Here is a 24,360-nt window from a genome sequence, read left to right as displayed (position 1 = left end):
ACAGGCTTCAGTACATATTGCTCCTGCTGCCCATCCCTTCTCTAATATTTAGCTTTCTCTTCTCAATAAATAATTGGCCAGTTCAATGAAAGGTTTTTTCTTTTCTTCGGGAATATCAATTTTCTTAAGGTAGCTCTGCCCGATTTCATTATGCTTTTCAATTAAACGAAGCGCTTTTTCATCTACTTTTGTTCTTCTGAAGATCTTTTCAACACCGTAGATTTTATCGATATTATCGGTCTTTTTGGAATACCAGTAGTCTAATTCCTTTCTTTCCTCATCCGTAGCATGCTCTCTTGCCAACAGGTACAGAACTGTTTTTTTGTTTTCGTAGATATCTCCGGCATGCTTTTTCCCGAATTGCGCCTGGTCTCCGAATACATCAAGATAGTCATCCATGATTTGGAAGGCAATTCCAATGTGTTTTCCGAAGTTAAAAATTGCTTTGGCATCTTTAAAATCCGCCCTTGCAATTAAAGCCCCGATCTCGAAAGAGGAAGCGCTTAACACTCCGGTTTTATAGGTAATCATTCTGATGTAATCATCAAAGGTAACGTTCTCCTGGGTCTCAAAATTAATATCATACTGCTGCCCTTCACATAACAGAAGCCCCGTATGGGTAAAAATTCTGATACATGCTTTAAAAATTTCCGGCTCAAGGTCTTCAAAAAACTTATACGCTTTCAGCATCAACCCGTCTCCTGAAAGGATCCCTACATTAATTCCGTGTAAAGTATGGATGGTAGGTTTATTTCTTCTTAGCGGTGCCTCATCCATAATATCATCATGAATCAGCGTGAAGTTATGGAAAAATTCAATTGCCAATGCAGGTTTTATTGCCTGCTTCAGATCTCCGCCAAACAGATCACATGCCATCAGCACCATAATAGGACGAAGACGTTTTCCTCCGTGGGAAATGATGTAATTCATCGGCTCATACAGCTCCGTAGGTTTATCTTTAAAAGTGTATTTATCAATGGCGTCACCAACAATCTGCTGGTATTTGTCTAAAAATTCCATAAAATCTTATAATTTGAACAAAAATACGATTTTTCGAGGCTTTATAAAAACAAAAACCTTATCGTTTCAATCCGGCTTTTGAAGTTGTGGTTTAACGGAGGATATATTATTCATTAGAATAATTGGTCTTCACAAAAACTAATTTTACTCGATTACTACAGATGCCTTATAAATGTCCCTTTTTTTAAAAAAATTTCTGAGTTGAGGGATTACTGTTTTTATTAAGACATATTTCTAAATCATATTTTTCATTTTTTTGTATTAAAACTCTCTCTCGCTAGTAATTCTAATGGTTAATTTCTAAATTACTTTAAAGCAGAAAACTATTATCAGTATATATAATGATAACAATAAGTAATAAATAATAATATTACTTTTAGTTTTCTTTATTAAAAAAATATTTAAAATTATTGATATTCCAAAATAAAAATATGTTAACAATTTAATTTCAGGAAAATTTATATTAAAAATTACTTTCAAATTGTAAGATAAATTTTGGACAGACACCTTATAAAATATTCTTAATAACCAAAAAATTAATATAGTTATTGAATGGTAGAATTTAATTTTCATTTTTTATCTATTTACAATTTGTCCTCCACTTAAATACCGATGAGTAGATATATCGTAGATGCTCATTTTAGTATATCCACCACTTGACCCAATAACGACATTAACATTTACTGTCACGCCTCTACTATTACCCGGATTTTTACTGAGAGAGAGTTGAAAGAAATTATTTTAAATCAAAACTATTCCATTTTGTATTAAAAGTTATACTGTCAACTTCTATCGCTGAAAATCTACTAATAAAATCATCATACAATAATTCATTATCGGTCCAAAAACCATAGTTCTTTTTATATGGCATTTTTAAAATCACATTATCATTTTCGTCTAATCCTATTTCTCTGTTAGGAATATTCTCTTCATCAAATTCTACTAGCCAATATTTAACATCATCTATCTTATTTTCGAAATCAGAATTACTTACAGGTAAAATTATTTTAAGTGTTCTACTGACTATTTTCTGAAAAAAATTACTTCCTTTCTTATTAGTTCTAATAGGCAAATTAAATTTTAAATATTTCATATTCTTTATTTCTTCCAATGAAAATGTCCCGGATCTTTAACTCTCCAATTATTTCCAGGTAGTTTGGTTTGGTCTTCCATTGTTTCAGTCCTCCTGTCGCTCGGCTAAAATTACTGATCAAATACTTTCCTCCCAATCCCATTCCTTTTAAAACCAATCCTCCCCCAATTTGAGTTATAGCAACGTCAAAACTTGGGTCATATAGAGCTGGACTTTGCAGCCTCTGATCTAATCGGATATTCACTCCAAAATCTCGTGTTCCTCCACCTTCTGAAACGTAGCAAGACCTTTTTGAACATCTGCCGTAGCTAAAAGCATTAATTTGGGAGAACCTGTAGATTCCGATGCATAAAGATAATCTGTTGTATCTCCACCTTTGTCACCTATTTTAGTAGTAGAACCATCTTTATTAAGGAGATATTCGTTGGAAGGATCTATATTATGCATAACATGATTAAACCCAGCTACGAAATCACCAATTATGGCTCCTTCCCAGAAGTTACCACCTGTAAGTTCAGAACCTCCCCCCTAATATAGCACCGGAAGCAATAGTTCTTACTGCACTTCTAGCAAAACTTCTTGCCACCGCACAGAAATTTAACTTTGAGTAACGGCTTTATACTCATCAATAACTTTCCAATGATTATTAATTTTCTTAAGCTTATATAAAATAGTTGATGTATAAAAATTAACTTCATTATTTTTTATAATGTGATATAACTACATAAGTATACTTTTTGTCATTACTATAAATAGGAAAAGATATTTAACTTTTGAGTACATCTTTTTGAAATTTAATATCTTTTAATCTATTGATATTTATTTTTTGATTACAAAGGACATCATTTTGCAGATTTATGTTTAATGCTTTTTCTTCTGATTTACTTAAATATAAATCTTTGAAACAAAATGAATCATTTTGCAAATTGGTAATTTCTATTTTATTACTTGCAATAAAATCATTTAAAAATTTCATATTCGTTATTGTTTTTTTTTGCAAGAATTTAGTATTAATGAAAATAAACATACAATAAGACCTATTTGGTTATTTTTCTCATGATACATTTCATTTAAAGTTAATATTTATCTTTTTATCAGTGCCGATTAAGAGTTTTTTTAATAGTCTCATTAAAATCGTGATACCACATGCTATTGAAACTTTTTCAGGAATATGATTAATCATATTTTGCCATCCATTATTATTAAGAAAATTTGTGCTGCTTTCTTGAATATAGTAATGGCCAACATTATCAAGACTTTCTTTATATTTAAAGGCTGGTTCATCAATTTTAAATGAAATTGATTTTCCTGCAGCCTCTGCGAGGAAGCCTTCATACTCAATTTATTTATTAATGAACAATGAATCTATTAAATATGGAGGCTTTTTATATACTTCATAATCAAAATTATATACTTTAAGAAGTGAATCAATTTTTTTTAAATAGAGTGGATATTGAGGTTCTTGCTCATCTGAAATTATAGAAATCCTTGAGTTTTTATTAGTTAAAGTATGTTGGTTTATATCAAAAGCATGAAACCATATTATTACCTTTTGCTTGCTTTTTTTTGGCATGAATAACAAAGAATGAACAAAACCTTCAAAATTATTATTCCAAAGTTGGTCTAAATCAATAGTTGATGGCCATATAGCTTCAAAATATTTATTAATTAGTTGTTGTACTTTAACACTTTCATCACTATTAGCTCCCCCTGCGTAATCCACAAAATCTGAACTGACTATTTTTCCTTCAATCTTTCCTTTATCATCATAGGAGACAATACCATTTTTTGTGGAAACTAAGTATATTCTACCACTGCTTGGCAATACATAATTTTTAAAGCTACTATTTTCAAACGAAAGCGTACAGTATGAATTTGTGGAATCTATTTTTTTATAACTTAAGATCTCAATTTTAATTTCCTCCATTTTTTCTTCTTTTTTATTACAGCTTATAAGAGAAAAAATAGCTATAACTAATAATATTATTATATTTCTCATTTATTTAAGTTTTACAGGTAAATGTTTAATAGCATCATATACACGTCGATATTGCTGATTTTCTAAAAAATATGTATTAAAATATGTCGCGTTTTTCTGAATCAAAAAAGCCTGGAAGTTTGTCTAGTCCATTTAATTTTAAAAAGTCTCTTTCAATTCCCCAAATTGCGCCATGCTCAATACTTATTTTATCAAGACCATAAGCTTTTGGCAACATTTCAGGCTCATATCCACTTTGGGTTTTAACCTGTAAGTAATCATTTAAAGAACTAAGGTTTATTACAGAATGCCCTAATTCATGATTCATTACAAAACCAAGCTTAATTTTAGAACCAAAGGCATGTTTTGAGAAGGATATACTTGAGGTGTTACCATTCCAAAAATTTCGTCTGGTATAGGCAATTACTTCTTCACCTTTAGCATTAATATATAGGTCTCCTCTTTTAGTATAACCATTAGATACATGATCTACATAAAACTGTTTTGCACCAGTTTTCATTTCACTCCATCCAGTATCTTTATACATTTTTCTTAACGTGTGTATTGATGGATCTAATGCCTCTCCTGAATCAGGTATTCCAAGAGCGTCATATTCAGCTTTGGTTAGTTCACTATATACCGGTGTTGAAAAGAATTTAGCTCCATAATAAGATATTCCTGCTACAGCACCACCAATTACGGCTCCTTTTAGTACTCCTTCAAGAAAATTCTTTCCGGTAAGCAAAGCTGTAACTCCACCTGTTCCCGCTCCTGTGAAGGCACTACTTCCTACAGATCCCCAGAAACCACTGGCACTGAATACTTGTCCTAAACCACCAGAGACTCCTCCTGTGACCGCACCCATTAAAAGAGCATTTGCAAAACCATTCCATGACCAGCTGTTCATTACTAACGCCTGTATTGCATACATTCCTGCACTGATCAGCGTTCCTACTGCTACTCCCCAAATTATCGGAGCAATATACGTTAAGAAAAATCCTGCTGCCCAAGCAAACTCTCCACTTGGATCATTAAACATCAGAGGATTATTCAGTACATAACCATACTTGTTATAATTCTGGGTATTGTAAGGATCCTGGATATTTTCATCTGCATTTAAGAATCTCCTTAATAAAGGATCATACAATCTACCATTCATATGGATAATGCCTACTTCAGCAAAATGTTCATGGCTGGTATAACCCCTGTCTATTAATAACGAAGCATTATCAATAATATTCTTATCCGTAATAATGGCTCCGTTTCCAATCTGCAAATGAGTAAAATTACCCCATCATCAAGAATAAATACTTTAATTAGTGATATCTTTTTCTGAAAGCTTTAAAACTAAACTGTTTTCTATTACAGGCTGGGCTACAAACTTTGCTTTACCAAAATTAAGTTTTGAAAATCTTCGTAAATATTCTGAATCAGCAAAGTTGCCTTTTAAAGCTTTATCATATGGATAATAATTTTGTTTAAAATGACAAAACAGAGAAGTTTACAAATGAAGCTATTTATACTTTCATTAATTATTTCTCTACCAACCATTTTGTATTCCATTGAATTCTTACTGTTGATAAAAAAATTATTAAGAAAACTTTAAATGTTTAAACTTCCAGCCATATTGATAGATTAGCCAATCATTAATAGTTTTTTCTTATAAAATTTCCATTTATGACCTTTCTTTTCAAAAAAGTAAACCTCCTTAGTCCAACTTTTAGTTCCATGACCAATTTTTTCAACTATTAAAAAAGCTCTATTTTGATCTTTATCAAGAAAAAAATTGTTAAATTGGAGTTCTACAAATTTTTCTAAATCTATATTACTATTTTCTTCAACCAATTTTATACTTTTGTTTTCTATCTTTAAGGGTACTGTCTTGATAAAAAAAGACTCATATTTTGAATTTGTACCAATATTAAATCCCTCCATATTAAAAATATCAAAACAATCACATTCATCAAGAAATAGTTTATTCTCAGTTACATAATTCGAGATAAATATTGGAACTATAATATTCTTATTTTTTTCAAACGTTGACCAATGCAACTCATCAACAAAAATATTAATATTTTGTTCTATGATTTCCTGGCCTATTTTAGCAGATGTGTTTTGTTTAGAACAAGATATTGTGACCAAACTAAATAAAAAAAATTGAATAGCGATAAAGCAACTTAAAATTTCCAACCATATTTAATGATAAATTAATTGTTTCTTGATTTATTCCTGTTAGAGTGCCAAAAGTTTTCAATTCCCAGTAAGAGCCATAATCAGATTGCCCCCATTTATTAGCAGGTGTATCAGATGGTAAAATATTATAAGCTCTTCCCCAATGTACAAACTCATGCAGAACAGTTACCGCTACTAAAATTAGTATCCTATTATAGAAACAATAATTTTTTCTCGTGAAATTTCCACTTATCACCTTGTTTTTCAAAAAAATAAATTTCTGTTTTACCTCCTTTGGAATTGGCTGCTATTTTGTCAACAATTAAGAAAGCTTTTTTTTGGTTTTTGTAGATATATAAATTATTTAACGAGACCTCAATTGTCTTTCTTATTCCGTAAAATCCTTTATTAGGCTTCACTAATACAATATTATACTCATCAATTTTTTTTTATCGGAATATTATTTATTTTGAACTGGGTAAAATACATAGAGTCAACATTTGATCTATCATTTCTCATTATATCCTGACAAAATTCACATTCTTCAAAGAAAAAACTATCATAGCTAACAGAGTTTTCAATTTTTTATAGTATTTTGGCGTTTTTCTTTATTCAATAAAATTTCATCGGTTAAAGTATAATATTTATCTATAGAATCTAATATAATAGGTAAGTTTTGATTTATTATATCCCGCCCAATATCTTCTTGTGTTTCCTTGTTGCAAGAAGTTATGTGAACCAACAAAATAAAAAACACTATATATTTTAAATTCTTATTCATTTTTGATAAATTAAAATTTCCAGCCATATTTGTATGATAAATTAATTGTTTCTTGATTTCTTCCGGTTATAGTTTCAAAAGTCCGTTGCTCCCAATAATCTCCATAATCAGTTGCATTCCATTTATTGCTTTTAGGATCAGATGGCAGTATATTATATGCTCTACCCCAATGTACAAATTCATGCAAAACAGTTACAGCTGCTAAAAATGATGTGCCCTGTATATAAGTACGGCTTTGTAATCCTTCAAGGGTTTTTACTAAGTCTTCATTTATATAGCTAATAGGATAAGCTGAGCTGCCTAGCCTTCCCATTCTTCTCAGTTTAATGATTTGCCCTTCTGAACTATTAATGTCCATGAATTTTAAAATTTGCTCCTTTGTAAGCCCTGTATCTTGAGATAACGTATTCAGAATCTCAGGATTATCATTTAAAAATTGAGGCAATTTTGATAACACTTTATAAAGCCTTGGATACTGTTGTTGGATTGCTTTTATTGATTGCTGTCTTGTGATACGTTGAGTCTGGTGGGTAACATGATTGAATAGCGCCACAATACCCCCAATCTTCACACCGTCCCAAAAATTCCCTCCGGAAAGAGCAGATCCCACACCACCGGAAAGCATTCCCAATGCTACCTGTCCTACACCACTATAGGCATCTCCAACAGCAGCAGCATATCCGAAAGATACTGCACTTGCTAAAAATGCACTGGCGGCCGCGGTAAAGAAATTACCTCCCTGCATAAAACTCAGCGTTCCCTGTGCCCCTGCATGGACAAGACTTTTTAAAGCTTCATTTCCTATACTTGCCGTAGCAGTAGAAAAAACATCCCCTATAACAGTAGTTATCCCCGCACTGAGCATACTCATTACAATGGTAGAATATAAGTTCAATATATTAAACTTAGAGCCGGTAATCAAAACAGTAGCTGTGTAAGACACAACAGCAAAAAGTACCGCTTTAACAATTGGAATGGCTAAAAACTGCCAGAATTCTCCACTCGGGTCATTAAACATCAATGGATTATTAAGTACATACCCATACTTGTTGTAATTCTGGGTATTATAAGGATCCTGGATATTTTCATCTGCATTTAAGAATCTCCTTAATAAAGGATCATACAATCTACCATTCATATGGATAATGCCTACTTCAGCAAAATGTTCATGGCTGGTATAACCCCTGTCTATTAATAACGAAGCAGTATCAATAATATTCTTATCCGTAATAATGGCTCCGTTTCCAATCTGCAAATGAGTAAAGTTACCCCATGCATCAAAATGCCTTTGTTCCAGTTTATTTCCTGCTTCATCACTAATGGCTAAGATGCTTCCAATGTAATCTTTATGCAAAAATTTATAAGAACCACTGCTCTCTGTAAAGTTCTTTAAAAATACAATATTTGATTCATAGGGTGTTCCTCCAATATAAATGATATGTTTTTCTTTTCCAGTTGTATTGTCTTTTAAGACTTCATAGCTTCCATCTTCATTGTAATATTTGGTAAATTTACCTTCTCCATCTGTATTGAAATTTCCTCCATAAGTAACTCTCTGTCTCATGCTGATTAAACCATACTGGAACGCAATATCTCCCTTTTCTCCATCAATAAATACCGGATCATTGTTTTCATTATAAGCAATGCTTTGGATCAAGTCATTATTATAGTTCTGGGTTCCGGCAGCATTTAAGGTCATTCCTGTCGGCTGGTAGATTTTTGCAGAATTTTCAAACTTAATGGTTCCTACCTGATCGTTCTCCATAATCCTGCCTTTAACATCATAGACATTTCTATTCGTAGAAGGCTTAATTCCTGTAACAGGATTCGTCCAATTCACCAAACGGTTATTATCATCGTAATCAAAAGATTCTACAATATTAAAATCTCCTCCTGTAGTTCTGCTTTTGAGCTCATTTTTTATTGCATCAAATGAATATGAAAGTTGCAGGATACCTGACTTTACTGCCGACGAATGATTGACATTCGTTAAGAATCCATTTGCATCATAAGTATTGTTGATATCTACAGCTCCTAGCTTAGCTTTTAGAGCTTGTCCTTTAGCATTAGTTTCCTTAAGTTCCCAAAGGGTTTTTCCTGAATTTTTATCTTTTACCTGATAGAGCTCACCACTCCAAATGCTGTAGACATTCTCAATTCGAACTTTAGTAAGCACCCCTGAAGAATATAATTGCTTTTCATAAGAGATTACTCTTGCTTTATCATCATAGGTTATTCCTTTCTGGATAAAGTATTTTCCGTTACTGCTTTCCGATGATGATAATAATCTTCCTTGCGGATCATAGGAAACATTATTACTATAGGGTTGTCCTTTGGAAGTTCCTGATTTGGCAACAACTCTTCCTTTATTATCGTAAGTATAAGAAATCGTTTTGTTGGTTGCCTGCCCTCCATCTGTGGTTGAAATTTCCGTTTGAGAGATCAGCTGTCCAAGATTATTATAGGTATATTCTTTGGTTCCTTTTGGACTGATGATCTTTTTAGGTTGCCCGAAACCGTCATATTCATACTTATACGTACCATTGGAAGGATCATTAAATTCTGATTTTCTCCCCCATGAATCATATTTAGTGGTAACAATATTTTCGGCATATTGAGCTTTGATTTGTTCTCCTGCTGCATTGTAAGAGAATTGTATTGTTCCTCCTTTATCTGTTGAAGAAATTACATTTTCTAACGCATCAGTGGTCTTTGAAGTAGTTTTTCCATAACCGTTGAGCTCTTTGATAGTTGTTATCAAGCCTGAAACAGTGGTTTCCATCTGCTTGCCATTGAATGACGTAGCGGTTGCCTTAGTGACAGGAAATACGGAATCATCGTAAGTAATGGTATTCCACTGATTGGCTGATTGCCCTTCAAAATAAGGCTCAGATTCTTTAATTTTTCTTCCCAGTACATCATATTGGGTATCTTTAGAAACAAATTGTCCTTGTCCAAAAGCTTTAGTTGATGATTTGTAATCCTGACCCAATCTGTTGGTAAATTTCTTCGAGATATTTCCATCAGGATCGTATTGGATAACAGTAAGATTAGCGTTATCATCTCTTTTATATTCATAGGTAGTAGCTCCTCCTAAATTGGTTTTAGAAGTAAGAAGCTTACCCCATGCATCATAGGTATTGGTAAGGATATTTCCTAACGGATCGGTCTGAGTTAAAATCTGCCCCCAATTATTATAGGTAATGTTAGTTTCTAATCCTAAATTATCGGTCTTTTTCTCTACAAACCTTCCTTTAACATCATACAGAGCTCCGGTGGTTTGGGTTTGGGAGTCTATGCTATTACTGATCGTTTTTTGAGTAATATTTCCAAAACCATCGTAAGTATAAGTTTCTAGTAAATATCCGGTATTATCCCTGTTCCAGGTTTTTAAGGTTTTTAACAGATTGTTTTCGTATATATATTCTTCTTTGGCAGATTTTGTATCGCCATAAGCTTGAATGATATCCGTTTTGATTTTTGGACGACCTACAAAATAATCATAACCTATTCCTGCTAAATTGTGAATATATTCAAAACTAGAAGTAGTTACTGCATAACCATTATTAACATTGGTGACACTTTGTTGTGGGAGGTAGTAATCTCCATATGTGATTGATATGTTTGTTGTTGTACCAGTTAAAAAATCTTTGGTTTTAATACTTTTCGGAACAGTAGCAGTTATCACCTTTGGCTTATCGGTATCGGCAATTGCTACTGTTATGATTTGTCCATTTAATAGTTTATCCGTTTGGTAAACAGTAGATTTGAAACTTAATAGCTGAGTGTTATTTTCAGAAATATCAACAGGGAATATTTTGGACTCATCATTGGTTTTTATGCTCCATTCTTTTACCGGAATTCCATCAAAAAGAGGATCAGTTTCTGCTCCAGACCAGATCTTGATATTTTCAAATCCATCAGCATACCATGAGCTGCGGGCAGACTGATTATAGCCCAACATCCCTTTTCCATGCATATGTCCTGTCATTCCTCTGTATCGGAAATCTTGTTTTCTTCCTTCCTGTCTTAGCTGGGATACCGCATAAGATTGATCAACCCTACTTAAAGAAAAATAAGGATAATATTCTTTTTTATTTTTCTGATAAAAATTAGGGTTAGTATCATTATCAGGAATAATTTCTAAATAATCTATTAATGTGGTAATTCCACCCTGAGTAATGGATTGTACTTGTGATAGTTTTCCAACAGATGAAGGAGATTTAAGTTTATGCATCCTCTCCTTCCAGAATAATAATACATCATAATAATTGTTGTTGACTTTTACCTGTGAGGTAATAGGTGAGAATAAGCCAAATTCACCAGTACCGGTTACATAATTATATCCTCCATAAATATAACTGGTATAGAAATCAGGACTTCCATTTGTAGCGGCTCCATTAGCAGTATAAACATCAATAGTATAGCCAAAGTATCTGTTAAGTATAGCTCCGTTTGAATTTACCTGACCTGCCTTGTTAAAAGGAAGAATATGTACAATATCCGATTTTCCGTCTTTATTGATGTCTGATATTGAATATACATGCTGGTATATATTAAAAGTAGGATAATTACTATTCCGATAGTCATCAGGTTTTCTATATTTCAAAAAGTCCGTTTTTAGATAAGTGGAAAATCCTTTTTCTGTTCCCAAATAAAACCTCCAATTATCTTTTTCTTTATTATCTGTAGTTGGGATAGTAAAGTCAAGGTTTCCATCACCATTGAAGTCCCCGAATAGCACAGGAAACTCTGGTGCTTTTGTTTCAGCTAAGTTACCTGTGAATTTTATTTTTTTTAAGATACTGATTAGGAGCTGTTCTTATAAACTCAAATACAGTATAAGCGGTATTGGAAACATCAATAATGTCTACTTTCCCATCGCCATCTACGTCCAGATATTGCTGTTTATAGTAGGAATTTTCATTGATGCCAGAATCAACAATGTAAGTAGAAATAGGATTGTCTACATTCTTTAAGTCAATAATAAAATTTCCCACTGTATATATATTGCAATCAAGTATTGCACATGGAGGAGGACGGTTAGCAGTACCATCAGCGCTTTTATCGCTGCAGTTAGGGTCTGGAATCCATCGACAAATTTCCTGTTTTAAAGTTAAAAAGACATCAGAAATACCATCTCCATTAAGATCGCCTTCATTAAATATAGGGGTTAACATTCGACAGCCCGCAGGATGAGGATCAGTTGTACTTTGTGTACATTGCGATTCATCATATACGTTCTTTTCAAATACTTTGATAAATATATTATTTCTAAAAATATAACCTGTTACTTTACCTCCTTCGTATTGAACAATTCCATTTCCATTATGAACCTGCCCTTCTTCATCCAACAATGTATTAACAACTTTAGCTTCTGTATTAAAGGTTTTACCTGTGGAAATATCAATAAAAGTATTATTGAGTCCTCCAAGCTTCACCACTCCGTTATTCAGGGAAAAATCCAAATATCCATCACCATTAAAATCACCTGTCAGCTTTACGTTTTCAAAACTATCTACATTATTGTTTGAAAATTCTAAATTTGGCTGTGTCGGAGAAGGATAGGTAAAAGCTACCGGATTGGCAGCATTATTATCAGCATTATATTCCGTTATTTTATCAACGGCCTGATAATTCGTCCCATTTTTCAGGTAATCGATTGTATATCTTTTAAATAGGCTGCCATTGGAGTTTACTTTAACTTCAGACAAAAGTTGAGTTTGTGAAAAACGAACTCCTCCTACATAGGAATCTTCGGCTAAGCCTCTACCAATATAAGTAAAATCTATTGTATTAAAATGAGGCTTGCCTAGTGTTTCATTTCCTCCCCACTGAATGCTTGAAATCATAGCGATATTTGAGAAACCTGTTTGCAAATAATTATATGTGATATAATTACCTTTAATATCCCTCCATTTTACAATATTATATTCCAAAGGGGTAGTCACTTCCGGATTATCCCTGAAACCTGATTTGTACGCACCATACCAAGCCTGTGAACCATCCTCAAAGGTAACTTCAAATTGTGCCGGATTAGAGAGCGGCCCTATCCCTGAGGATTTTATTTTAATATTAGAATACTTTTCAGTGACATACTCAGCATCCTTTCCATATTCTCCGGATTTGAGAATTAGTCTCTGCCCATTGAAGCTGTAATAATCTGAATAGTCTAACTGAACCCCTTTAACTTCCCCATCTTTTTCAATAGTCTTTCCTATTCTTGAAATGGCAGTTATTCCCGACAGATTCCAGCCATATCCTGCAATTCCGTTTCCGGAACCACTGGTATACACAAGGTTAACCTGTGGAGCCACATTTTTTACACCCGGAGGCAAAGCAATGGGTAAGGTAAATTGTAGTTGGCCGCTGCCATTTACTTCTATATTTCCTTTCGTATCATGGAAGCTCTGGCCTGCGGGAGCAGAGGTTCCACTTGGATTATCGGCTCCGGCATTGGAATCCGTTGGCCCTCCGCCTGGATTCTCTGTAGCAGGGCCTAGTTTTGCAATAAACGGATTGGAGGTACCGGATTTTGCAATAAATCCTCGTGCCAGCATCACTGCACGTGGATCCTGAACCGTCCGTGTAGTGGTCTCCGGCTGGTTAAGTATCGTCTGTGAAAACCCCAGCACTGAACATAAGGATAATATAAATGATAAAAATAATTTCATATAGAATTATTTGTTATTGTATTAATGATAATTGATAAATAAAGATGGGCAGAAAAACAATCTCGTGCATAGAGATCTTGTACTCTTTAAATTCTTCCTTGTTTCTTATCTTTTCGTAACATTTCTGCCAAAGACTCTTCCGTCCTTCAGGGTAAAACGCAAAATATAAACACCCCAATCATAGCCGGTCATATTGATCTTAACCTGACGGTTTAACCCGGGAATATTTTGTTGCTGGAATTTCCAATGAACAGTACTATGCTGGTAGAGTGAAACAGATTCTATCAGGCTGTCCACCTCTTCAGTCCAGTCGATGGTTAAATAGTCGTTCACCGGAACCGGATATAACCTGATTTGTTTCCAGAATGCTTTTTCATCTATGGCAGGTGTCTGTGATGCGGCAATACTTGTTTTTGCCTGTTCCTGAACTTTTACCTCTTTAGAAATTAGGTCTTCAGCTTTTTTGGCCGTCGTATTGGTTCCCCTGTATCGCTGATTTCCGGCTTCATCATATTTAAAGTAAACTTCAGTTTGTGAATAGCCTAAAAATCCAACCAACAAAGAAAATACAGAAAATAGTTTTTTCTTCATATTGTGTTATTTTTGAGTGGATAAAAGTTTCTGAACCTGCTGTTCCAGTTTCTCAATTTTTTCAGACTGGGATTTTAATTGCTTATTCTGCTCAATGGAATAAAGCGTAAGCTCTTCAATTTTTTCGAGGAGTTTAGTATTCATTTCCCCTAAATTAATTCCCTCTTTCTCCACTTCCTGAGCAGAAGGAATATTCGGCAAATGTCCTTTTTCTGAAATATGCTGCTCTACCTCTTCCAAAGAACGGAGCTTATATTCTTTTTTAAATACATAATCCGCCCAGCCACCAGGGCCTGCCTCTACTTTTACTTTCTCTGCCTTTATTCCGTCTTTTACAAAGAGTCTGTAATCATTACAATCGCTGCAGACGAATCCCGGTGTAGGGTCTACCCCGCCCATAAAAATTTTACCATTGGTTCTCACGGTAAATACCGATTTCGGCCAATCCCCGTCAAATGAAGGAGTGGAAAGCGTCAACAGCCCTACATCATTAGGCTGATAATGGTCGTATTTAATCCATACCAAATCAAGTCCGGGATCCAGTTTGGGGGCTGCATTACTTATCTGGAGACCATCACTGTTGATATTAGACCTGAACTGGGCCCTTCCATATACCTGAAAAGGAACATACGGGTCATCAGGAATTCCTCCAATAGCCATATTTCCGGCTGAGTTAATCCTCAGCCTTTCAATGTTCTTAGTCTTAATAACCAAATCCTGATTATCTGTTGTTCCTATAAAGTTGTTCGATGAGCTTGTTCCTGAATTTCCGGTAATATTCCAGCTTTGAGCAGAAACGGCAGAAGCCGAAAGAGCAAAAATAAATAATAGTGTTCGTTTCATATAGTGTTCGTGTAAAAACTTGTTGAGACTGAATAGCCAAAATATCTCTATTCTATAGTGAATTGTGTTTTTTTTAAAATTTAATCATTTCAGTATGGCAAAGATAATAAAAGCGGCTAATTAAAAAAACACACAAAAACCTTTTACAGCAAGCATTTTACAAAGATATTAAGCTTCATAAAATATCATAAATAAGAATCATAAAAAACAAGCATTTCATTACTTAATAAATAACAATTAGGTGAAAAAAATAAATTCCAAATTCGGATAGTTTCAAAAGTAGGAGCTAAAGTAAGCTAAGAAAGTCTCTGAATAAGCTGGAGAGATATATGTACGCTGATCAAAAATTTCTTGTTGATGTTGCCATCCTGGTTATATAACAAAAAAACTTTGCCCAACCGGACAAAGTTTTATATGCTTAAGTGATTTTTGTATATTAAGAAAAGAATGTTACCAGAAGGTAGGTAATCCCCGCTACAATGGCAGAAATAGGAATTGTTAATACCCAAGCCCAAAGTAAGCTTACCGTAATTCCCCATCTCACGGCGGAAACCCTTTTTGTTAATCCTACCCCGATGATAGAACCTGTAATCGTATGTGTTGTAGATACAGGGATACCAAAGTGGTCTGTGATAAATAAAGTAATAGCTCCTGCCGTTTCTGCACTCACCCCTTCCAATGAAGTTACTTTTGTAATCTTGGTACCCATTGTTTTGATGATCTTCCAGCCTCCACTCATCGTTCCTAAACCAATAGCAAGGAAAGATACCAGAGGTACCCAAAGGTAATGTTCAGCAAAGAAGTCAAAACGTTCTGCAGCAGGGATATTCAGATAAACCGGGTCCTGAAGCATCTCAACGTGGTAATAAATTAATGCAGCACCAATGATACCCATTACTTTCTGTGCATCATTCAAACCGTGCCCTAAGCTGAATAAAGCTGAAGATGCCAGCTGTAATCTTTTGAAAGACTGATCTGCTTTATGCGGGTTTGATTTTTTGTAAAGGTGTACGATAATCAGGGTGATAATAATAGAGATGATCATCCCTATAATCGGAGCCATGAAGATGAATAAGAAGATCGGAATCACTTTATCAAATTTCACCACACTCTGACGGGTTACCTGGCTAAAAGCTTCCTTAACAGTTTCCCACGTCCCAAGCGCCGGCTGTGCCGCTGCCACGTCGTGGTAATCCATCATAAAGGCATGCATCAATGCAGCTCCCAGAAACCCTCCGATTAATGTATGTGAAGATGATGAAGGAATACCAAACCACCAGGTCAGAAGGTTCCATGCAATTGCAGCCACAAGACCGGAAAAGATGACCTCAAGGGTGATAAAATTCTCGTTAACGGTTTTGGCAATTGTATTACCAATTTTAAATTCTCCAATAATATAGGCAGCAATAAAGAAAGCTGCAAAGTTCCAGAGCGCTGCCCAAAGTACAGCCTGGAATGGAGTTAAAACTTTTGTAGAAACTATAGTTGCAATTGAGTTGGCAGCATCATGAAAACCATTGATATAATCAAAAATCAGGGCCAGCGCAATAATAACTACAAGTAAAATCGGAAATTCCATTTTTTGCTATGTATTATTTATGCGTATTTAATCATGATGTTCTCAATGGTATTCGCAACATCTTCTGCTTTATCAGTTACAACTTCAAGATAGTTCAATACAGATGAAACTTTAATGATATTGATAGCATCATTAGTTTCAAACAATTCTACCATAGAATTTGAAAGCAGGTCATCTGCAATATTTTCAATAGAGTTTACTTTAATACAAGCCTCTTTCACCTGCTCCATGTTTTTGAAGCCTTTAAGGTTTTTCATTGCATTCTGAATTTCAAGACATGCCTTGTGGATCAATAAAGAGAAATCCGAATAAGCCTTCATCTCAGGAGACTTATATAAGAAAATATACTTTGTAGAGGCGTAAATATAATCTGCGATATCGTCTAATCCTGTTGCCAGAGTGTGAATATCTTCACGGTCAAAAGGTGTAATAAAGTTTTTTCCCAGTTCTACGAAAATCTCGTGAGTAAGTTCATCATTTTTATGCTCAAAATCGCTCATTTTTTTCAACATAGAATCATCATTAAGGTCGAAATCCTTGATTCCTGTGTTGAATTCTTCAGACATTGCAACTAGATTTTCAGTTACCTTTTCAAAAAGTACAAAGAAGATTTTATCTTTTGGTTGAAAAGCGTGGAAAATATTACCAATTCCCATTTTTTAGTATTTATAATTCGTGTGCAAATTTCTTAAAAAAGGATTGTACCTGAAACTATCTAACATTAAGTTTTGTTAACATTCGCCTAACCTCTGATTATCAAACAAAAAAACCGGCACTGGTGCCGGTTTTATATGGTATAAGCAAGACTTAGTTGGCTACTTCAGCCCTCATGTCTTTTCCTTTAAATTTCATAGATTGAATATTGCTTAAAACATTGTCTTTAAACGATTTTTCAACCTCAAAGAAGGAGAATTTCTCCAGGATTTCAATATCACCGATTTCAGCTCTTTTCTTACTCTTTCCTCCGGCAGTAGCTTTATTGATAATATCTAAAACATCAAGTTTCTTCAAATGGTCTTTCTTTCCAAGATTGAAGAAGAATCTTACCATATTTTCATCTCTTCTTCTTGGTTTTCCGCCACGTTCCCGATCTCTTCCACGATCCCTGTCTCTTCCCCTGTCCCTGTCGCGACCACGATCTCTTCTGGAATAATCATCATCCCTGGTGCTTAATTTCTGCTCAGCAAGGTCATGCTTATCTTTGTAATATAAAGCAAGGTCTTTCAACTGGAATTGCAGCAACTGATGTACCAGTTCTTCTTTGGTAAAGTTACTCAGATCCGGGATTAAACTGTCATCAAATTCAAAAAGATCTTCATGTTCCGTGAATAGCTTTTCAAAAACTCCTCCTACCTGAGCTTTAATAATCTGGTCACCTGTAGGAATGGTTCTTTCGTTAATCTCAATTTTCGTAGCAGACTTGATTTGCTTTAGTTTTCTGCTTTCTTCAGGCTTGATCAAAGCCATAGAAATACCATCTTTTCCTGCTCTACCTGTTCTTCCGCTTCGGTGAACGAATACTTCAGGGTCATCAGGCAGGGAGTAGTGGATAACGTGAGTCAGAGAATTGACATCCAGACCTCTAGCGGCAACGTCTGTCGCTACAAGGATATCAATATTTTTCAATCTGAACTTCTTCATTACCGTATCTCTCTGCGCCTGGGAAAGATCCCCGTGAAGGGCGTCAGCAGCATAGCCGTTCTGCATTAAGAAATCAGCTACTTCCTGGGTTTCCATTCTCGTTCTGCAGAAGATGATGGAATACTGGTTAGGGTTAGCATCAATTAATCGCTTTAATGCTTCTTTTTTCTGGCGGTATCCTACCACATAATATTCATGAGTAATGTTCTTTTTCACTTCATTGATGGAACCTACTGAAATACGGTGTGGTTTGGTAAGATAGTTTTTGGAAATCCTTTCCACTTCTTTATTCATCGTAGCAGAGAATAAGAAGGTTTGTTTCGTTTCCGGAGTTTCACTTAGAATGGTCTCCAATTCATCTTTGAAACCCATTGAAAGCATTTCATCAGCCTCGTCTAATACCAACCAATGAATAGCAGAAAAATCAAGCGCCTTTCTGTTGATAAGATCAATTACTCTTCCCGGAGTTCCCACAATGATTTGTGGCTTATCCTTTAAAGATCTCATTTGCTCTACAATACTACTTCCACCATAAACCGCAGTAGTTTTGATGTCTTTCATATACTTAGAGTAATTCTTTATGTCTTTAGCAATCTGAAGACATAATTCCCGTGTCGGACAAAGCACCAATAATTGGATTTTGCGACTCGTATCGTCAATCATATCCAAAATCGGAAGCGAAAACGCTGCTGTTTTGCCTGTCCCTGTCTGCGCAAGTGCGATCAAATCGCGAATATCTGAAAGAATAAAAGGGATAGTCTGTTTTTGGATTTCTGTTGGGCTTTCGTAACCCATTTCGCCAATCGCCTTAAGAATATCAGGACTTAAATTGGTTTCCGTAAATAAATTCATTAACTATTTTAAAATTTTTGCAAAGATACAATAAATATTTGATTTGTTTTTGAACAAAGTTTTAAATTTATAAACTTAAATTCAGAATCTTTTAATATATCTTTAATTTTTTGAAAATTAAATCTAAAAAAACAAGCCTTACATTAAGAACTTATTAAACATTAGTTTTTTTTATTAAATTGGATTAATTTTTTCTCAATTATTTATGAATTTTCAAAAATAAAATCATCAAATGCTTTTTTCTCCTTTTAATATCCCGGCTAATTATGTAAATTTGACTATCTCTATACACATGGAAAATTAACAGCCGATCAAGAATATTAACAAAGCTAAACAACCATCCAAATATGTCAGCAAGCATTTCTCCTAAAACATTTTGATTTTCTAAAAAAGTTAGATAAAAATAATAACCGTGAATGGTTTAATGAAAATAAATTTTTATACACCGAAGCTCAGGGAAATGTTATTTCTTTTCTGGATGATCTGATTAAAGAAATGTCCGGTTTTGATGAAGAACTTGCAAAAATCGACAGCAAAAAAGCACTTTTCAGGATCTACCGTGACACCAGGTTTTCAAAAGACAAAATTCCCTACAAAACTAATTTCGGAGCTTCTTTGGGCATGGGAAAAGGAAGCCAGAAAGGCGGTTATTACCTGCATATGGAGCCCGGTAAATCTTTTTTGGCTGGCGGAATTTATATGCCTGAATCATCTGTTCTGAAAGAGGTCCGTAAAGAAATATCATTATATGGAGATGATTTTCTCAAAATACTGAATAATAAAGAGTTTAAAAAATACTTTCCGGAACTTGACCAGGATGATAAGCTTAAAAAAATTCCTCAAGGTTTTGAAAAAGAAGATCCTATGGCAGAATATTTAAAACTAAAAAATTTCATTGTACTATATCGCTTAAAAGATGAAGAAGTCCTTGATAAAAACGCAGTGAAAAATATGACAAAAATCTTTAAACTAATGAAGCCTTTCAATGATTTCCTGAATGCTCCTTTTTTTGATTAAACTATATAATAGCCCATACAGATGTTTGTGAATATTTTTACTCACAGACAGTCCAGGTATAGCTCATTATAAAAATCTCTGACTTTTAATGCTTCTAACTTAAAAAACTGAAGTGCCTAAAAGCTTTGCGACTTTTGTGGTTTTAATTGTAACCACAGATAACACGAATTAAAACAGATGTTTACGGATAATTTTTTGATTGCTGCTGATACCGCAGATTTACAAAAATCTTTGATTTTTAAACTTTTGTGCTCTTTTCAACGCAATACTTTTAACTTAAAAACTAAGGTGTCTAAAAACTTTTGTGACTTTTGTGGTTTTAATCATAACCACAGATGACACTGATTTTCACAGATGTTTACGGATAATTTTTTGCATGGTTTATAATTAATCGTTTTGTAGTTGATGGAAAATATATTTCTTTTAAAAAACACCATAAACACTAACAGCTGATTTTCAAGCTATTATATTTAACATTTTTTAAGATAAGTTTTACATTTTTTGTTTATCTTTGCTGTTCGTCAAAAAGCTAAGGATGTCTTTATACCAGAAAATTGCAGAGAAACTACAATATATAAGTCCGGATTTTTATAAAAAAAGATATTTTAAAAAACTTAAATAATCTTAATAAGAGTAACTTTTCGGAACGCAATGTAGAACCGGAACTGGTATGGATCAAGGAATACCTTCCCAAAAACGCTGTAATACTGGACATTGGAGCAAACGTAGGAACTTTTCTTTATCAACTGGAAAATAAACTGGATCATGAGCATATTTATGCTTTTGAACCCAATAAAAAACTTTACCGAAGATTAAAAAGACTGTTCCCTGCCATGAGGATTCTTCCTTTAGCCCTTTCTGATGAAAATATGACCGCTGAATTTAAAGTTCCTGTTATCAATGGAAAAACCATTGCCTCCCGGGGAACCCTGAACACTTCTTATAAGGAAAAAGGCGAAGAAAAAAGCTATACCGAAAAAGTAAAAGTGATTAAACTGGATGACTGGGCAGCATTAGAACACTTCAGCAAACTGGATTTTATCAAAATAGATGTTGAAGGAAATGAAATCAAGACGCTCCTGGGAGCTAAAGAAACCATCAGGCAATTCCTTCCGACATTAATGGTTGAGATGGAACAAAGACACCACCAGACACCAATATGGAATGAAATTTCTGAAGTAAAAAGCTGGGGATATGAAGCCAGGTATCTGAACAGAAACAGCTTCACACTGGAAGCTCTTACAGAAGAGATCCTATCACAAAATACAAACGACGAAAAAAATAAAACGCAGTACATCAACAATATTATTTTTATACCTAAAAAACCTTAAAACAACTTTATGAGCGTAGTAGCGAGACAAGGCTTCAAATATTCCATTATCGGTTATATTGGTTTTTTGCTGGGCACGGTTTCCGCAATATTCATTTTTCCGAATGATTTTGAATTTTATGGAAGCTTCGCTATAGTATGCAAACGGCGGAAATGCTGGTTCCGTTTGTTGTTTTCGGAATTTCTTATGCCAATGTAAAGTTTTTTCATTCTTTACAGAAAGAGGGTAAAAATCAGAACATGCTTTCATTATCGCTTGTTACAGTTTTGATTAACTTTCTTATATTTTGCGCTATCTTTTTTATTCTCCCCTACTTTTATCCAAAGTTTCTTCATTCGCAGGCCTGGAAAATAAAAAAAGATTATCCTGCCTCTTATTTTAATCTTATCACTCTGTGCTATTTTCAATAAATACACTTCCAATTATAAAAGAATTGTTGTCTCCAATATCTTTGACAATCTCTTGCCTAAAATAGCCAATTTAGGAGCATTTTGCCTTTTCTTCTATTTTTCACTGTCACAAAATATAGCCCTTGCCTTCTTCTTCGGAATATTTACGCTGATGCTTGCCGGCTATATATATTACACCAATAAACTTGAGAAAATCAAGTTTGATATCAGTACGGATTATTTTAAGAAAAATAATTTCTGGAAAGAGTTTCTCAACTATAGTTTTTTTTGGATTTTTTAGGTACGTTTGGAAATTATCTGGCGATTAACAGCTTTATGATCGGAGAATTTATGGGAATGGAAGAAAATGGTATATACTCCGTTTTATATGCTCTTATCTCATTGATTTCAATTCCCCAATTGGGACTATTCAATATTTCAGCTCCTATCATCAGTAAGCATCTTGCTGATGGTGATATGGAAGGACTGGATAAATTTCATAAAAAAACATCCTTAACTTTATATTTTCTAGGCGCTGTTTTATTCTCCTGCATTATGGTGGGATTCCCCTATCTTACGCAATTCATGCCGAAAAACGGGACCATGCTCAGAGAATATGAGCCTGTAGTCTGGATTTGGGGCTCTGCAGTTTTAATTGACCTTGCTACAGGATTCAACGGAAACATTATTTCCCTTTCAAAATATTACAGATTCAATATTCTGATCATGCTTTTATTGGCAGGATTAACGATTGGCCTGAATTATTATTTTATCAAAAACACGAATCTGAAGCTTATTGGAATTGCCATGTCAACAGCTATTTCCCTCACCATTTATAATGTGATTAAAATAGCATTCAATTATATTGTATTTAAAGTTTCGCCGTTGACGATTGAAATGATCTTCGTTTCCATCATCTGTACATTAGCCATCACAGTAGCTATTGTTCTTCCTAATTTTGACAATAACTTCATCAACCTGGTCTATAAACCTGCTGTAGTTTTGGCATTGATCTATATCGGAAATTATTTTACCAGAATATTCCCGATAGAAGATTATCTGAATATGACGTTTATTAAAAGTATTTTTAAATTTAAATAACGTCATTTCGGGATAAGAATTTGTGATTTAATCAGATTGAAGCTGGGAGGTGGAAGATGGAAGTCATGGAACCCTAAAGAATAACTATTTCTCTGTTTTATCTTCTTTAAAATTAAACAAAATTAATGGTGTCATTTACTGCCAGTACTTTATAACTGAAAGTAACTTCCAGTATCTTTCTGCTTCCAGCCTTTATGATTAATTTTCTTACCTCATTCAGGTTAAATAAGGTAAAGAAAAATGCCAGATTTAACGTTAAGCAGTAATAAGACTGTTTAAAAGTTTCTCTAATCTTTTCTGTATATCTTCCCTGTTATAGTGTTGTTGAAAATCAAAATGCATACTGGATAGCTCATCCAATAGTTCAGGAATATTTTCTTTTTCAGGAATAATAAATTCCAGTTTTGAGGGATAATTCTTAGGAAAAATGGCTAGTTTCCCATAAGCAATAGCATCGCCCAGGTTTCCCGTCATTTTGGTAAGTCCGTAAATTTCCTGTAAGCTGAAAAATTCTGTTTCCTGCTGGATCGGACACCACAAAACATCTGCTTTTTGCATCCATTTTTCAAAGTCCCCGGAAGAAACCCTCTCAGAAAAATAAGTGATATGGATGTTCTCCGGCAACTTCCCGGAAAGGTTTTTCAATTGTTTTAGTTCATTATCTTTAGCCTTTCCCAGAAATACAAATTCATAGTTTTTATCTGATTGTATTTTCTGAATGGTTTTAAAAATATAATCATAATTCCTCCTCTTCTGTGATACACCACCCGGAATAACCACTGTCAGGTCGTTATTTTCAGGTTTTATATAATCCTTTGTATAAAACAGAGGCAGAAACCGATGCCTTTCCGAAGTTAATGCTTCGTCCAACACCAAAAGAAATTTCGATTGCTGGTATACTTTGGGAGCATACAACAATCCTTCTTTCCACCATAATTTAAGCCTGTAAATGATATCCCCCTTAAAAATACTTTTCAGCAGGCCGGAATTTGAAGCCCTTGTAAAATTCAGATTATGAGTGATAATTGCGGTATTATACTTTTTTACAATGGTTAAAAAGGTATTGAAAAAGCGATGGACTGTTCCGATAATAATGAGATCATATTCTTTTTCCTTTAACTGGTCCGGAATCATCGAGCTGTCAGATAAAAATACAGTTTCCTCATCGTGATGGATTTGATCTGTAACTTTTTTTTGAAAAATAATAGTCTACAGTAATGTTTTCGCTACCTCTCATAATATCCATGAAAGCCCGGGCAATCTCGGCGTGAGTATCTATTTCTATGTAGGCTATTTTT

General features: G+C 34.1%; 19 protein-coding genes and 1 pseudogene. 3 read left to right on the top strand and 17 right to left on the bottom strand.

The window, feature by feature from the left end; translation table 11 throughout:
• Positions 1–48: 48 nt before the first annotated feature.
• From HX13_RS16380 to HX13_RS16300, 16 genes are all read right to left on the bottom strand, one after another.
• Complete coding sequence (locus tag HX13_RS16380) at positions 49–1,020, bottom strand: polyprenyl synthetase family protein (RefSeq protein WP_050021975.1); 972 nt, start codon at positions 1,018–1,020, stop codon at positions 49–51.
• A 736-nt stretch (positions 1,021–1,756) separates the two neighbouring features.
• Positions 1,757–2,113: a hypothetical protein gene (locus HX13_RS16375; protein ID WP_050021974.1), complete on the bottom strand. Its 357-nt coding sequence runs from the start codon at positions 2,111–2,113 to the stop codon at positions 1,757–1,759.
• On the bottom strand, positions 2,094–2,357 hold the full coding sequence (locus tag HX13_RS16370; RefSeq protein WP_050021973.1) for a hypothetical protein: 264 nt from the start codon (positions 2,355–2,357) through the stop codon (positions 2,094–2,096). The genes HX13_RS16375 and HX13_RS16370 overlap by 20 nt, the downstream gene beginning before the upstream one ends.
• Positions 2,354–2,560, bottom strand: a complete 207-nt coding sequence (locus HX13_RS16365; RefSeq protein WP_050021972.1) for a hypothetical protein — start codon at positions 2,558–2,560, stop codon at positions 2,354–2,356. Before HX13_RS16365 ends, HX13_RS16370 begins: the two co-directional genes overlap by 4 nt.
• 319 nt (positions 2,561–2,879) lie before the next feature.
• Positions 2,880–3,089, bottom strand: a complete 210-nt coding sequence (locus tag HX13_RS16360) for a hypothetical protein (RefSeq protein WP_128572453.1) — start codon at positions 3,087–3,089, stop codon at positions 2,880–2,882.
• A 366-nt stretch (positions 3,090–3,455) separates the two neighbouring features.
• Positions 3,456–4,112, bottom strand: coding sequence for a hypothetical protein (locus tag HX13_RS16355; protein ID WP_050021970.1), 657 nt, complete (start codon positions 4,110–4,112; stop codon positions 3,456–3,458).
• 76 nt (positions 4,113–4,188) lie between these two features.
• The gene (locus HX13_RS16350; RefSeq protein ID WP_050021969.1) at positions 4,189–5,367 is read right to left on the bottom strand and encodes an RHS repeat-associated core domain-containing protein; all 1,179 of its coding nucleotides are present in this window, start codon (positions 5,365–5,367) and stop codon (positions 4,189–4,191) included.
• Between the two features lie 359 nt (positions 5,368–5,726).
• Entirely contained in the window at positions 5,727–6,281 is a 555-nt protein-coding gene (locus tag HX13_RS16345) for a hypothetical protein (RefSeq protein ID WP_128572452.1), read from the bottom strand.
• 559 nt (positions 6,282–6,840) lie between these two features.
• A complete protein-coding gene (locus HX13_RS16335) occupies positions 6,841–7,044 on the bottom strand; it encodes a hypothetical protein (RefSeq protein ID WP_238555431.1) in 204 nt (67 codons plus the stop codon).
• 10 nt (positions 7,045–7,054) lie between these two features.
• A complete protein-coding gene (locus HX13_RS16330; protein WP_050021965.1) occupies positions 7,055–11,788 on the bottom strand; it encodes an RHS repeat domain-containing protein in 4,734 nt (1,577 codons plus the stop codon).
• 31 nt (positions 11,789–11,819) lie between these two features.
• Entirely contained in the window at positions 11,820–13,718 is a 1,899-nt protein-coding gene (locus HX13_RS16325; RefSeq protein ID WP_128572450.1) for a SpvB/TcaC N-terminal domain-containing protein, read from the bottom strand.
• A 105-nt stretch (positions 13,719–13,823) separates the two neighbouring features.
• Positions 13,824–14,309 carry a hypothetical protein gene (locus HX13_RS16320; RefSeq protein ID WP_050021963.1) on the bottom strand — a complete coding sequence of 162 codons (486 nt, stop codon included), beginning with the start codon at positions 14,307–14,309 and terminating at the stop codon, positions 13,824–13,826.
• A gap of 6 nt (positions 14,310–14,315) precedes the next feature.
• A complete protein-coding gene (locus tag HX13_RS22830) occupies positions 14,316–15,152 on the bottom strand; it encodes a hypothetical protein (protein WP_050021962.1) in 837 nt (278 codons plus the stop codon).
• A 436-nt stretch (positions 15,153–15,588) separates the two neighbouring features.
• Complete coding sequence (locus HX13_RS16310) at positions 15,589–16,731, bottom strand: inorganic phosphate transporter (protein ID WP_050021961.1); 1,143 nt, start codon at positions 16,729–16,731, stop codon at positions 15,589–15,591.
• Between the two features lie 17 nt (positions 16,732–16,748).
• Complete coding sequence (locus HX13_RS16305; RefSeq protein WP_002981301.1) at positions 16,749–17,387, bottom strand: DUF47 domain-containing protein; 639 nt, start codon at positions 17,385–17,387, stop codon at positions 16,749–16,751.
• A gap of 151 nt (positions 17,388–17,538) precedes the next feature.
• Positions 17,539–19,224, bottom strand: a complete 1,686-nt coding sequence (locus tag HX13_RS16300; RefSeq protein ID WP_050021960.1) for a DEAD/DEAH box helicase — start codon at positions 19,222–19,224, stop codon at positions 17,539–17,541.
• Between the two features lie 339 nt (positions 19,225–19,563).
• Between HX13_RS16300 and HX13_RS16295 the strand changes: the two genes are divergently transcribed.
• From HX13_RS16295 to HX13_RS16285, 3 genes and pseudogenes are all read left to right on the top strand, one after another.
• On the top strand, positions 19,564–20,241 hold the full coding sequence (locus tag HX13_RS16295) for a DUF2461 domain-containing protein (protein ID WP_316931343.1): 678 nt from the start codon (positions 19,564–19,566) through the stop codon (positions 20,239–20,241).
• A 584-nt stretch (positions 20,242–20,825) separates the two neighbouring features.
• Positions 20,826–21,572, top strand: coding sequence for an FkbM family methyltransferase (locus HX13_RS16290; protein WP_316931342.1), 747 nt, complete (start codon positions 20,826–20,828; stop codon positions 21,570–21,572).
• A 9-nt stretch (positions 21,573–21,581) separates the two neighbouring features.
• Positions 21,582–23,062 (top strand): annotated as a pseudogene (locus HX13_RS16285) (lipopolysaccharide biosynthesis protein).
• Between the two features lie 255 nt (positions 23,063–23,317).
• Here the strand turns inward: HX13_RS16285 and HX13_RS16280 are convergent.
• On the bottom strand, positions 23,318–24,196 hold the full coding sequence (locus HX13_RS16280; protein ID WP_238555430.1) for a glycosyltransferase: 879 nt from the start codon (positions 24,194–24,196) through the stop codon (positions 23,318–23,320).
• Between the last annotated feature and the right edge of the window lie 164 nt (positions 24,197–24,360).

The sequence above is a fragment of the Chryseobacterium sp. P1-3 genome, from assembly GCF_000738495.1.
In the GTDB taxonomy this organism is placed as follows: domain Bacteria; phylum Bacteroidota; class Bacteroidia; order Flavobacteriales; family Weeksellaceae; genus Chryseobacterium; species Chryseobacterium gallinarum.
This window is presented reverse-complemented; position numbering and strand designations above follow the sequence as displayed.

Bases quoted from the DNA above. Each gene is read 5' to 3' on its own strand.
- HX13_RS16335 (WP_238555431.1), bottom strand. From the start codon at position 7,044: ATGAATAAGAATTTAAAATATATAGTGTTTTTTATTTTGTTGGTTCAC.
- HX13_RS16355 (WP_050021970.1), bottom strand. From the start codon at position 4,112: ATGAGAAATATAATAATATTATTAGTTATAGCTATTTTTTCTCTTATA.
- HX13_RS16305 (WP_002981301.1), bottom strand. From the start codon at position 17,387: ATGGGAATTGGTAATATTTTCCACGCTTTTCAACCAAAAGATAAAATC.
- HX13_RS16325 (WP_128572450.1), bottom strand. From the start codon at position 13,718: ATGAAATTATTTTTATCATTTATATTATCCTTATGTTCAGTGCTGGGG.
- HX13_RS16365 (WP_050021972.1), bottom strand. From the start codon at position 2,560: ATGCATAATATAGATCCTTCCAACGAATATCTCCTTAATAAAGATGGT.
- HX13_RS16380 (WP_050021975.1), bottom strand. From the start codon at position 1,020: ATGGAATTTTTAGACAAATACCAGCAGATTGTTGGTGACGCCATTGAT.
- HX13_RS16320 (WP_050021963.1), bottom strand. From the start codon at position 14,309: ATGAAGAAAAAACTATTTTCTGTATTTTCTTTGTTGGTTGGATTTTTA.
- HX13_RS22830 (WP_050021962.1), bottom strand. From the start codon at position 15,152: ATGAAACGAACACTATTATTTATTTTTGCTCTTTCGGCTTCTGCCGTT.
- HX13_RS16300 (WP_050021960.1), bottom strand. From the start codon at position 19,224: ATGAATTTATTTACGGAAACCAATTTAAGTCCTGATATTCTTAAGGCG.
- HX13_RS16360 (WP_128572453.1), bottom strand. From the start codon at position 3,089: ATGAAATTTTTAAATGATTTTATTGCAAGTAATAAAATAGAAATTACC.
- HX13_RS16280 (WP_238555430.1), bottom strand. From the start codon at position 24,196: ATGATTCCGGACCAGTTAAAGGAAAAAGAATATGATCTCATTATTATC.
- HX13_RS16310 (WP_050021961.1), bottom strand. From the start codon at position 16,731: ATGGAATTTCCGATTTTACTTGTAGTTATTATTGCGCTGGCCCTGATT.
- HX13_RS16375 (WP_050021974.1), bottom strand. From the start codon at position 2,113: ATGAAATATTTAAAATTTAATTTGCCTATTAGAACTAATAAGAAAGGA.